The sequence below is a fragment of the Microbacterium capsulatum genome, assembly GCF_030865425.1.
GTDB classification, from domain to species: Bacteria; Actinomycetota; Actinomycetes; order Actinomycetales; family Microbacteriaceae; genus Microbacterium; species Microbacterium capsulatum.
The window spans coordinates 146,935-159,204 of sequence record NZ_JAVFCB010000004.1; the positions used below are offsets into that span (position 1 = coordinate 146,935).

A 12,270-nucleotide genomic window follows, 5' to 3' on the forward strand; every position below is an offset into this window, starting at 1 on the left:
GGGCCGGCTCGTGACCCGCGTGCGCGTCCGCGCGCCCGGCAAGATCAATCTCTTCCTCGGTGTCGGCTCGATCGACGGGGACGGCTACCACGCGCTGTCGACCGTGTTCCAGGCGGTCTCGCTGTACGAGGACGTCATCGCGACCCCGTCCGACGACTTCACCCTCTCCGTGTCGGGGGTCGACGATCCGTCGACGGTCCCGCTCGACGACCGCAACCTCGCGCTGCGCGCCGCGAAGGTCCTCGCCGCCGCCACCGGGCATGACGGCGGCGTGCACCTCGAGATCCGCAAGAGCGTTCCGGTCGCCGGCGGGATGGGCGGCGGATCCGCGGACGCGGCCGCGGCGCTGGTCGCGTGCAACGAGCTCTGGCGCACGGGTCTCAGTCACGACCGGCTTCACGAGCTGGGCGCGAGGCTCGGCGCCGACGTGCCCTTCGCCCTGGCCGGCGGCACCGCCGTGGGCACCGGACGCGGCGACGTGCTGACGCCGGCACTCGCCCGCGGCCGCTACGAGTGGGTGCTGATCACCGACGACGAGGGCCTGTCCACGCCGGCCGTGTACCGGGCGTTCGACGTCGTCCGGGCCGAGAGCGGAGCGCGGCTCGCCGACGACCCGCTGGACCCGTTCGAGGTGCCACCGTCGTTCTTCGAGGCGCTGCTCACCGGCGACCCCGAGCAGTTCGCACCCTGCCTGCGCAACCAGCTCGAGGCGGGATCCTTCCGGCTCCGCCCGTCGCTCGAGGACACGATCGAGGCGGGGGTGGCCGCAGGCGCGCTCGCCGGCATCGTCTCCGGATCGGGCCCGACGATCGCCCTGCTCTGCGCGGACGCGCGCGCCGCGGACCGGATCGCGGAACGGATGCGGGCGCGCGACTGCACGGTGCGGCGGGCGTACGGTCCGGTGCGCGGCGCGCACATCGTGGAATCGGACGCCTGAGCGCCGACGCGCCGCATGCCTCCCGTGCCGCCACGTGCGCGGCGGAGGCGGCTGACCCCATAATGGGAACGTCCATGTGACCGTGCACATCGAGGAGGCTCCGCATGCCGACCTCCTCCGCGCACGCCCGGATGCCGAGCATCCGTGACGTCGCCCGCCTCGCGGGGGTGTCGCACCAGACCGTCTCCCGGGTGCTGAACGACCATCCCAGCATCCGTCCGGAGACGAAGGAGCGGGTGCTCGACGCGATCCGCGTCCTCGACTACCGGCCCAACGTCGCCGCGCGCGCACTCGCGACCAGCCGCTCGCGCACGCTCGGGCTGCTCTCGGCGACGACGGGGGAGTTCGGGCCGACCTCCTCGATCGCCGCGATCGAGGACGCGGCCAGGGCGGAGGGGTACTCGATCAGCACGCTCAACCTGCCGGAGACCACGCCGGAGGCGATCGGCCAGGCGGTGCGCCAGCTCGTGCGGGAGTCCGTGGACGGGCTCGTCGTGCTCGCCCCGCAGGTGCGCGTGTTCAACGTGCTGCGCGGGCTCGCCGTCTCGGTGCCGTTCGTGAGCCTGCAGACCGCGTCCGGATCGGACGGGGTGAGCCTCTCCGCGGATCAGGTGGCCGGCGCCCGGATGATCACCGAGTACCTGATCGGGCTCGGGCACGAGGACATCCTGCATCTGGCCGGACCGCAGGACTGGATCGAGGCGGAGTCGCGGATGCGTGGGTACCTCGATGCGCTGCGCGACGCCGACCTGCCGACGTTCGCCCCGATCCGCGGCGACTGGACGGCGGACTTCGGCTACTTCGCCGGGCAGGAGCTCGCCCGGCGGCGGGATTTCACGGCCGTCTTCGCGGGCAACGACCTGATGGCGATCGGGCTCATGCACGGCTTCAGGGACGCCGGGCTGCGGATCCCGATCGACGTGAGCGTGGTCGGCTTCGACGACATCCCGGTGGCCGCGCACATCGCGCCGCCGTTGACCACGGTGCACCAGGACTTCCCGGAGCTGGGCCGGCGCGCGGTGCAGATCCTGCTCGCCGAGATCCGCGGAGAGGACGTTCCCGTGTTCGGGCCGGTCGTCCCCGTGCTCTGCGGGCGCGAGTCCGCCGCATCACGGTAGAGACACGAAAACCGCGGCGGCACTTGACACTGCCGGAGCGCCCGATGCACCATGTAACCCGATGTGAACGGTCACATCGGACGGAATCTGGCTCGAAGGAGATCCGTGAGCGAAACGACGACGTTGCCGACCGTGGCAGGCCCCATCCTGGAGATGCGGTCGATCACCAAGGAGTTCCCGGGCGTCAAGGCCCTCTCCGACGTCTCGATCACTGTGCGCACCGGTGAGGTGCACGCCATCTGCGGCGAGAACGGCGCAGGCAAGTCCACCCTGATGAAGGTGCTCTCCGGGGTGTACCCGTTCGGCAGCTACGACGGGGAGATCCTGCTCTACGGGCAGGAGCAGCGGTTCAAGGACATCGCCGCGAGCGAGCATGCCGGGATCGTGATCATCCACCAGGAGCTCGCGCTCATCCCCGAGCTGTCGATCACCGAGAACATCTTCCTCGGCAACGAGATCCGCCGCGGCGCCCGCATCGACTGGACGGCGCAGAAGCAGCGCACGGTCGAGCTCCTCGCCCGGGTCGGGCTCCGCGAGGATCCCGACGTCGCGATCAAGCACCTCGGCGTCGGCAAGCAGCAGCTCATCGAGATCGCGAAGGCGCTCAACAAGGACGTCAAGCTCCTGATCCTCGACGAGCCGACCGCCGCGCTCAACGAGAACGACTCGCAGCACCTGCTCGACCTGATCCTGGGCCTGAAGGCCAAGGGCATCACGTCGATCATCATCAGCCACAAGCTCAACGAGATCGAGCAGATCGCCGACGAGATCACCATCATCCGCGACGGCCGCACGGTCGAGACGCTCGACATCGGCCGAGGGGAGATCAACGAGGACCGCATCATCCGCGGGATGGTCGGCCGCTCCCTGGAGAGCCGGTATCCCGACCGCACCCCCGAGATCGGCGACGTGTTCTTCGAGGTGAAGGACTGGTGGGTGCGCCACCCCTCGGTCTCCGAGCGCATGGTCGTGAAGGGCTCGAGCATCGAGGTCCGCCGCGGCGAGGTGGTCGGCATCGCCGGCCTCATGGGCGCCGGCCGCACCGAGTTCGCGATGAGCATCTTCGGCCGCTCCTACGGGCAGTTCCTCTCCGGCACGATCGTCAAGGACGGCCGCGAGATCGCGATCCCGGACGTGCGCAGCGCGATCCGGCACGGCCTCGCCTACGTGAGCGAGGACCGCAAGGTGCTGGGCCTGAACCTGCTCGACTCGATCAAGCGCTCGATCGTGTCGGCCAAACTGGGCAAGATCGCCCGGCGCGGCGTCGTGAACGGCCTCGAGGAGACCCAGGTCGCCGAGCGGTTCCGGAAGTCCCTGCGCATCAAGACGCCCACCGTCGACCAGGGCGTCGGCACGCTCTCCGGCGGCAACCAGCAGAAGGTCGTGCTGGCGAAATGGATGTTCACGGATCCGGATCTGCTGATCCTCGACGAACCCACCCGCGGCATCGACGTCGGCGCCAAGTACGAGATCTACGCGATCATCAACGAGCTCGCCGCCCAGGGCAAGGGCGTCATCGTCATCTCCAGCGAACTGCCCGAGCTGCTGGGCATGTCCGACCGCATCTACACCGTCTTCGAGGGGCGCGTCACCGACTGCCTCCCCGCCCACGACGCCACCCCGGAGGCGCTCATGCGCAGCATGACCTCCCTGACTCAGAAGGCATCCGCATGAGCGATTCACCGTACTCGATGACCACAGTGCTGGTTTCACGGACCCAGAAGGCATCCGCATGAGCACCATGACCGAAGCGCCGAAGACCCGGCCGCAGACCCCGCCCGAGAAGGACGGCTTCCACTTCCGCGACATCACGAAGATGATGGGCGGCGGTCAGTCGACCCTCCGCCAGTTCGGCATCCTCGGATCCCTCGTCGTCATCATCCTCATCTTCCAGGTCTGGACCGGCGGACTGACGCTCTCGCCGGGCAACCTGATCAACGTCGTCAACCAGTACTCCTACATCCTGATCCTCGCGATCGGCATGGTGATGGTCATCATCATGGGCCACATCGACCTCTCCGTCGGATCGGTGGCCGCGTTCGTCGGCATCGTCGTCGCGAAGTCGATGGCGGACTGGCACTTCCCGTGGTGGGCGGCGGTGCTGCTCGGTCTCGGGGTGGGCGTGGTCGTCGGCGCGTGGCAGGGCTTCTGGGTCGCGTTCGTCGGCGTGCCGGCGTTCATCGTGACGCTGGCCGGCATGCTCTTCTTCCGCGGCGCCAACCAGTGGGTCGGGCAGTCGACCTCGGTCGCCGTGCCGACCGACTTCCAGTACATCGGCGCCGGCTACCTGCCCGAGCTGCCGATCGCGGTGCCGTTCAACTTCCTCACGATGCTGCTGGCCGTGCTGGCGGCGCTCTGGGTCGTCGGCTTCGAGTTCTTCCTGCGCCGTTCGCAGAGCAGGGCGGGCACCGAGACGGCTCCGGTGTGGGTGAGCGCGGTCAAGGTCGTGGTCCTCGCCGCGCTGATCCTCGTCGCCGGCTACCAGTTCGCGACAGGCCGCGTCGGCACGAGCTTCCCGATCTCGGGCATCATCCTCCTCGTCCTCGTGATCGTGTACACCTTCGTCACGCGCAACACCGTCTTCGGCCGGCACCTGTACGCGGTCGGCGGCAACCGCCAGGCGGCGCGGCTGTCCGGCGTCAAGGACCGCTGGACCGACTTCTTCGTGATGATGAACATGTCGGTGCTCGCCTCGGTCGCCGCGATGATCTACGTCGCCCGCGCCACCGCTTCGGGCCCGCAGGACGGCAACGGCTGGGAGCTCGACGCGATCGCGTCGGTGTTCATCGGCGGCGCCGCGGTCTCCGGCGGCATCGGCACCGTGGTCGGGTCCATCATCGGTGGTCTCGTCATGGCCTTCCTCAACAACGGCATGGCGCTGCTCGGCGCCGGCGCCGACACCGTCGCGATGGTCAAGGGCCTCGTGCTCCTGCTCGCGGTGGCGGTCGACGTCTGGAACAAGCAGCAGGGCCGTCCGTCGCTCACAGGGTTCCTCACCCGCCGGTTCGCCGCCAAGGACGAGCCGTTCACCCCTTCCGCTTCCGGCAACGCGAGCGGCAAGTAGGGGGTCGGACCGCACGCCCGCGATCCGATCCCCAGATACCAAGAGAGAAAGAGATCACATGAAGAAGATCCTCCTTTCGGCGACCGCGATCGTCGTCGCAGGTGCCTTCGCGCTGACCGGCTGCTCCTCCTCCGCACGCGGCGGGGACTCCGGCGCCGGCGGCAGCAGCACCGCGAAGGGCTTCGCCGCCGACGCCAAGATCGGCGTCGCGCTGCCGGACAAGACCAGCGAGAACTGGGTCCTCGCCGGCAAGCTCTTCACCGACGGCCTGACCAAGGCCGGCTTCAAGCCGGACGTGCAGTACGCGCCGGCGAGCAACACGGTCGCCGAGCAGCAGAACCAGATCTCGGCGATGGTCACCGGCGGCGCGAAGGTCATCATCATCGGCGCGAAAGACGGCAAGCAGCTGTCCACGCAGGTCAAGGCCGCGCACGACGCCGGGGCCACGGTCATCGCGTACGACCGTCTGATCGAGAACACCGACGCGGTGGGCTACTACGTCGCGTTCGACAACTTCAAGGTCGGTCAGCTGCAGGGCCAGGCCCTGCTCGACGGTCTCGCCAAGCGCGCCGGGCACGCCGCGCCGTACAACATCGAGCTGTTCTCCGGCTCGGCGGACGACGCCAACTCGGCGGTCTTCTTCAAGGGCGCGATGGACGTGCTGCAGTCGAAGATCAAGGACGGCACGCTGAAGGTCGTCTCGGGTCAGACCGAGATCACCCAGACGGCGACCGACGGCTGGAAGGCCGAGAACGCGCAGCGGCGCATGGACGCGATCCTGACCGCGAACTACAGCTCGGCGAACCTCGACGGCGTCCTGTCGCCGAACGACACCCTCGCCCGCGCGATCATCACCTCGGCGCAGCAGGCCGGCAAGAAGGTCCCGGTCGTCACCGGCCAGGACTCCGAGGTCGAGTCGGTCAAGTCGATCATGGAGGGCGTGCAGTACTCCACGATCAACAAGGACACCACGCTGCTCGTCGCCCAGGCGATCAAGATGGCGCAGGAGCTGCAGAAGGGCTCCACGGTCGACGTCAACGACACCAAGTCGTACAACAACGGCGTCAAGGTCGTCCCGTCGTACCTGCTCGCCCCGGTCATCGTCACCAAGGACAACGCGGCCGACGCCTACGCCAACGTCCCGAACCTCCTGGACATCGTGAAGTCCTACAGCAAGTAAGGATCCACGAGCCCTCGGGCACCCGGGGGAGGGGCCGCGCGGACAGCACCGCGCGGCCCCTCTCCGTGTCCGCCCCGGCGGCCGCTCTGGCTAGACTGGGCCGCGGACCGACGCCGCTCCAAACCCCCATTCCCACCGACACGCAGGGAGCACTTCCGTGGCATTGATCGAGGCTGTAGGCGCACGCGAGATCCTGGATTCCCGGGGCAACCCGACCGTCGAGGTGGAGGTGCTGCTCGACGACGGCATCGTGCAGCGCGCGGCCGTCCCGTCCGGGGCGTCCACCGGCGCCTTCGAGGCGTATGAGCTGCGCGACGGCGACAGGAGCCGCTACGCCGGCAAGGGCGTGCGGAAGGCCGTCGAGGCCGTCATCGACGAGCTCGGCCCCTCGATCGAGGGCGTCGAGGCGAGCGAGCAGCGCGTCATCGACGAGATCCTCATCGAGGTCGACGGCACCGAGAACAAGAGCCGCGTGGGCGCGAACGCGATCCTCGGCGTCAGCCTCGCGGTCGCCAAGGCCGCGGCCGACTCGGCCGACCTGCCGCTGTTCCGCTACCTGGGCGGCCCGAACGCGTACCTGCTGCCCGTCCCGCTGTTCAACGTCATCAACGGCGGCTCGCACGCCGACAACGGCATCGACATGCAGGAGTTCTTCCTCGCCCCGATCGGCGCCGACACGTTCTCCGACGCCCTGCGCTGGGGCACCGAGGTCTACCACGTCCTCAAGGGCGAGCTGAAGGCCGCCGGCTTCGCGACCGGCCTCGGCGACGAGGGCGGCTTCGCCCCCGACCTGCCCAGCAACCGCGAGGGGCTCGAGTTCCTCGTCAAGGCGATCGAGAAGGCCGGCTTCACCCCCGGCACCGACATCGCGCTCGGCCTGGACGCCGCCGCCACCGAGTTCTACGAGAACGGGATCTACCGCCTCGACGACAAGGACTGGGACGCCGCGTCGCTCACCGACTACTACGTCGGCCTGGTCGACGACTTCCCGATCGTCACGATCGAGGACGCCCTCGCCGAGGACGACTGGGACGGCTGGAAGGGCCTCACCGAGAAGCTCGGCTCGCAGATCCAGCTCGTCGGCGACGACCTGTTCGTGACCAACCCGGAGCGCCTGCAGAAGGGCATCGACCTGGGCGTCGCGAACTCGCTCCTGGTGAAGGTGAACCAGATCGGCACGCTGTCCGAGACCCTCGACGCGATAAACCTCGCGCACCGCTCGGGCTACACGACGATGCTCTCGCACCGCTCCGGCGAGACCGAGGACACCACGATCGCCGACCTCGTCGTCGCCGTCAACTCGGGCCAGATCAAGAGCGGCGCGCCCGCCCGGTCCGAGCGGGTCGCCAAGTACAATCAGCTTCTGCGCATCGAGGAGGAGCTGGGCGACGCCGCGGTCTTCGCCGGCCGTTCCGCCTTCCCGCGTTTCAAGGGCTGATCAGCGGATCCGCTGCTGACGAGCCGGTGCACCGGCTGACGGAAGGAGGAGTCATGACATCAGGTCGGACTCCTCCTTCCTCGTCCGAGCCCGGAACCGGGTCCCCGCGCGCCGGGGCCGTCGACGTGCGCGGCTGGGTCGGCGGGATCCGCCTCAGCAGCTTCATGGTGATCATGCTGTCGCTGGTCGTGCTCGGCGCCTGGGTGCTAGTGCCGACCCTGGGCACGTACCTCGATCAGAAGCAGCGGATCTCGGCGCTCGAGCACTCGGTGCAGGTCACGCAGCAGAAGATCGACCAGCTCAAGGCCGAGCGGGACCGCTGGAAGGATCCCGCGTACATCACCTCCCAGGCCCGGGAGCGGCTGTTCTACGTGAAGCCCGGCGAGGTCGTCTACCTCATCGACAACGACATCGATCCGGCCGCGCAGCCGACGGATCGGGCGCCGGTGAGCAAGAAGGTGCAGGAGCACACCTCCGACTGGGGGGCTCAGCTGCTGCGCAGCGTCACCGGCGCGGGTCTTGCACAGACCGCGGCGTCCGCGCCCGGGCGCTGACGGCGACACCGTACGCTGGAGGGGTGACCACACCTCCCTTCGCCCCGCCCACCGATGCCGAGCTCGCCGTCGTCTCCGCGCAGCTCGGCCGCGAGGCCCGCGGCGTGGTCGGCATCGCGGCCCGATGCGTCTGCGGGAACCCGACGGTGGTCGCGACGGTACCGCGGCTGCCCGACGGCTCGCCGTTCCCGACCTTCTACTACCTCACCCACCCGGCCGCGACCGCCGCGATGTCCGCGCTCGAGGCCGGCCACGCGATGCCCGAGCTCGCCGCGCTGCTCGAGGACGAGGACACGGCGGCCGCCTACCGCGCCGCGCACGCGGCCTATCTCGCGGACCGCGCGCAGTTCGGCGACGTGCCGGAGGTCGCCGGGGTCTCCGCGGGCGGGATGCCCGCCCGCGTGAAGTGCCTGCACGCGCTCGCCGGGCACGCGCTCGCCGCAGGGCCCGGGGTCAACCCGATCGGCGACGAGGCGCTGCGGCTGTCGCGGTGGTCCCCGAAGCGCTGCGAGTGCCTGGAGCCCGGAGCGGCCGGGGCCGAGTGAGCCGAGCGCGATGACCCCTCTGCCGGCGCCGCGGCGCAGCACCCCGCGATGGCGCACCGTCGTCGCGGGGCTCGTGCTCGCGCTGGCCGTCCCGCTCGTCGCCGCGACCCCCGCCCCGGCTCCGAGCCCGGATCCGGTGCGGGCGGCGGAGTACTGGATCGACGGCGCGCACGTCGATGCCGCCTGGAGGACGACCAGGGGCGCGGGCGTCACGATCGCGATCATCGACACCGGGATCGGGAAGGGGCCGCACGCCTTCGACGGGGCGGTCACCGGCGGGACCGACGTGTCCGGGATCGGATCCTCCGACGGTCGCACTCCGCTCGGCCCGCTGGACAGCGACCACGGATCCCGAGTCGCCTCGCTCGCCGCGGGCCGGCCGAACGCGGACGGCACCGGCATGATCGGGGTCGCGCCCGAGGCGTCGCTGCTGTCGATCTCGCTCGGGTTCGGCACGACGGCGACCGTGCCCTTCGCCAAGCAGGTCGCCACGGCGATGGTCTGGGCGGTCGACCACGGGGCGAAGGTGATCAACCTGTCCTTCACGACGAACACCCTGGACTGGGACCCGAGCTGGGACGACGCGTTCCTGTACGCCTTCCAGCACGACGTCGTCGTGGTCGTCGCGGCCGGCAACCGCGGCAGCGGCACGTCCATGGTGGGCGCCCCCGCGACCATCCCGGGCGTGCTCACCGTCGCGGGCGTGGACCAGCGCGGTGTCGCGAGCCGCGCCGCGTCCACCCAGGGCATCAGCATCGCGGTATCCGCCCCCAGCGAGGCGCTCCTCGGCGTCGACGCGAACGGCACGGTCGAGACGTGGAACGGTACCAGCGGCGCCGCTCCGATCGTCGCCGGCATCGTCGCACTCGTGCGCGCGGCGCACCCCGAGCTGAGCGCCGACGACGTGATCAACCAGATCATCCAGACGGCGCGCCCGGCGGCGCAGGCCACCGCCCATCCGGATCCGCTCTACGGCTATGGACTCGTCGACGCGTCCGCGGCGGTCTCCGCGGCGCTGCCGCACGTCACCGCGAACCCGCTCGGCGACCTGTCCGAGTGGATCCGCCTGCATCGCCGCGCGCCGGCGGAGCAGGGCCCGCAGCCGACCACGGCGCCCGTCGCGATCCCGGCCCTGCCGCCCGCGGAGGGGCCCGCGACACCCGGATCGCCGCTCATCCCCAGCGCGGATTCGCTGTTGTACGGTACCCTCCCGCTCGTCGCCCTCACAGTGCCTGGTATCCTGATAGGGCTTGGCGTCACCGCTGCTGCCCGGCGCATCCGTTCGGCGCGCGCCTCTCGCACGCCAAATCCCTGATTTCCGAGGAGTTCACCTCTTGGCTGACAGCACTGTGGCGAAGGATCGTTCTGTGCCCAGGATCCTGATCGTGGGCGGGGGCTACGCCGGTTTCTACACGGCGTGGAAGCTGGAGAAGCACCTCCGCAGGGGCGAGGCCGAGGTCACCATGGTGGACCCGCTGCCCTACATGACCTACCAGCCGTTCCTGCCCGAGGTGGCCGCGGGCTCGATCGAGCCGCGGCACGCGGTGGTCTCGCACCGCCGTCACCTGAAGCGCACGAACGTCGTCACCGCCAAGGTCACCGGCATCAACCACGCCGGCAAGGTCGCCACGATCACCCCGCCGGTGGGCGAGCCGTACGAGTTCGCGTACGACCAGATCGTCGTGACCGCCGGTGCCGTGTCGCGCACCTTCCCGATCCCGGGCATCGCCGACAACGCGATCGGCCTGAAGACCATCGAAGAGGCCGTCGCGGTGCGCGACAAGCTGCTGTCGAACTTCGACAAGGCCGCGTCCATCCCGGCCGGCCCCGAGCGCGACCGCCTGCTCACGGTCGTCGTGGTCGGCGGCGGTTTCGCGGGCATCGAGGCGTTCGCCGAGCTGCGCTCCTTCGCCTCCTCGCTGATCGCGAAGTACCCGCAGCTGTCGTTCGACGACACGCACTTCCACCTCATCGAGGCGATGGGCCGGATCATGCCCGAGGTCTCGCTGAAGACCAGCGAGTGGGTCCTCAAGGACCTCGCCAAGCGCGGCGCGCACGTGCACCTGGACACCCAGGTCAAGGGCGCCGTCGACGGCGACGTCGAGCTCTCCAGCGGCGAGGTCATCCCGACCGACATCATCGTGTGGACCGCCGGCGTCATGGCCAACCCGACCGTCGTGCGCGGCGGCGACCTGCCCGTCGAGGAGCGCGGTCGCATCCAGACCCGTGCCGACCTGCGCGTGGGCACCGAGGACCACATCGTCGAGGGCGCCTGGGCGGCCGGCGACGTCTCGGCCGTGCCGGACCTCTCCGGCGGCGGCGTCGGCGGCATGTGCGTCCCGAACGCGCAGCACGCCGTGCGCCAGGCCAAGCGCCTCGCGAAGAACCTGGTCGCCGTGCTCCGCGGCGAGGACCCGAAGGACTACTTCCACAAGAACCTCGGCGCGGTGGCCGGCCTCGGCCTCTACAACGGCGTCTTCCAGTCGGGCGGACTCGCCCTCAAGGGCTTCGTCGCCTGGGTCGCGCACCGCGGCTACCACGGTCTGGCGATGCCGTCCTGGGAGCGCAAGTGGCGCGTCCTCTGGGGCTGGTGGAACAACCTCTGGCTCGGCCGCGACATCGTCGGCCTCGAGGCCCTGCAGGCCCCGCGCGCGGTCTTCGACCAGTTCGCGGCGCGTCCGCGGCCGGCCGCCGAAGCCGTCCCGGCCAAGGTCGAGAAGACCAAGGAGCCGGTCGGCGCGGCCAAGTAGGCCTCCGACAGCTCGCAACGCCCCCGATCCCTCTTCACGGAGAGGTCGGGGGCGTTCCGCGTCTCCGCCCCGCTCAGATCCGCGAGAACCGGGCAGGAAACGCCGTCGGAGCAGGCAGTATTCCATCGGAGACATATGGTGGGTCGGCCCTCGGAACCGTGCTTCGACGCCGGCCCGATCTTCCGGAATTTTGGGTATTGACGGGGGAGCACCAGGGCGAGTACGACTGTTCTCGGTATCCGCGTGGGGGGAGCGCGCCTACTGGTTCTTCGGAGCTGGGCGTCTACGGAGCTGGGAGGTCTTGGTGATCGCCAAGACGGATGACAGGAGGCGGTGCGCGCCTGATCGAGTCGGCGCGCATCCCTGGCGCACACGCGCTGCGGCGGTCGTCGCAGCGTTCGTGACCGCGCTCGTCATGTCGTTCCCCACGAGCGCCTCGGCGGTCCCGCTGCCGACCGCGTCGGCATCCGTCGTGACCACGCCGGCGCCGGCCGTGCCGGCCGCGACCCTGGCCCTGTACCGCGCGAACGGTCGGGCCCGGCTCGACGGCATGGTCGCCCAGCAGGAGTTCGCGGCGTACGCGGACGCGTTGAGCGCATACCTCGCCGAGAAGGCCGCATACGACGCCGCGGTGGCTCAGGCTCAGGCTCAGGCTCAGGCCCAGGCCCAGGCGGAGGCCGCGAG

The 12,270-nt window shown here is 70.1% G+C and carries 10 protein-coding genes; all 10 read left to right on the plus strand.

What is annotated here, in order from left to right:
- Positions 1 to 10 precede the first annotated feature (10 nt).
- The 10 genes from RBR11_RS08295 to RBR11_RS08340 all read left to right on the plus strand — a co-directional run bounded on the left by RBR11_RS08295 (position 11) and on the right by RBR11_RS08340 (position 11,586).
- Positions 11 to 937 carry a 4-(cytidine 5'-diphospho)-2-C-methyl-D-erythritol kinase gene (locus RBR11_RS08295; protein ID WP_308488861.1) on the plus strand — a complete coding sequence of 309 codons (927 nt, stop codon included), beginning with the start codon at positions 11 to 13 and terminating at the stop codon, positions 935 to 937.
- A 104-nt stretch (positions 938 to 1,041) separates the two neighbouring features.
- On the plus strand, positions 1,042 to 2,055 hold the full coding sequence (locus RBR11_RS08300; RefSeq protein WP_308488862.1) for a LacI family DNA-binding transcriptional regulator: 1,014 nt from the start codon (positions 1,042 to 1,044) through the stop codon (positions 2,053 to 2,055).
- A 153-nt stretch (positions 2,056 to 2,208) separates the two neighbouring features.
- A complete protein-coding gene (gene mmsA, locus RBR11_RS08305) occupies positions 2,209 to 3,729 on the plus strand; it encodes a multiple monosaccharide ABC transporter ATP-binding protein (RefSeq protein WP_308489089.1) in 1,521 nt (506 codons plus the stop codon).
- A gap of 58 nt (positions 3,730 to 3,787) precedes the next feature.
- The gene (gene mmsB / locus RBR11_RS08310; protein WP_373889782.1) at positions 3,788 to 5,119 is read left to right on the plus strand and encodes a multiple monosaccharide ABC transporter permease; all 1,332 of its coding nucleotides are present in this window, start codon (positions 3,788 to 3,790) and stop codon (positions 5,117 to 5,119) included.
- Positions 5,120 to 5,177: 58 nt separating this feature from the next.
- A complete protein-coding gene (locus RBR11_RS08315; protein ID WP_308488863.1) occupies positions 5,178 to 6,299 on the plus strand; it encodes a substrate-binding domain-containing protein in 1,122 nt (373 codons plus the stop codon).
- A gap of 157 nt (positions 6,300 to 6,456) precedes the next feature.
- A complete protein-coding gene (gene eno / locus RBR11_RS08320) occupies positions 6,457 to 7,737 on the plus strand; it encodes a phosphopyruvate hydratase (protein WP_308488864.1) in 1,281 nt (426 codons plus the stop codon).
- Positions 7,738 to 7,790: 53 nt separating this feature from the next.
- Positions 7,791 to 8,291 carry an FtsB family cell division protein gene (locus RBR11_RS08325; RefSeq protein WP_308488865.1) on the plus strand — a complete coding sequence of 167 codons (501 nt, stop codon included), beginning with the start codon at positions 7,791 to 7,793 and terminating at the stop codon, positions 8,289 to 8,291.
- Positions 8,292 to 8,314: 23 nt separating this feature from the next.
- Positions 8,315 to 8,836 carry a DUF501 domain-containing protein gene (locus RBR11_RS08330; RefSeq protein WP_308488866.1) on the plus strand — a complete coding sequence of 174 codons (522 nt, stop codon included), beginning with the start codon at positions 8,315 to 8,317 and terminating at the stop codon, positions 8,834 to 8,836.
- A gap of 10 nt (positions 8,837 to 8,846) precedes the next feature.
- Positions 8,847 to 10,151 carry a S8 family peptidase gene (locus RBR11_RS08335; protein WP_308488867.1) on the plus strand — a complete coding sequence of 435 codons (1,305 nt, stop codon included), beginning with the start codon at positions 8,847 to 8,849 and terminating at the stop codon, positions 10,149 to 10,151.
- 52 nt (positions 10,152 to 10,203) lie between these two features.
- Positions 10,204 to 11,586 (plus strand): NAD(P)/FAD-dependent oxidoreductase, encoded by a 1,383-nt coding sequence (locus RBR11_RS08340; protein ID WP_308488868.1) that lies wholly within the window; start codon positions 10,204 to 10,206, stop codon positions 11,584 to 11,586.
- The last annotated feature ends 684 nt before the right edge of the window (positions 11,587 to 12,270 follow it).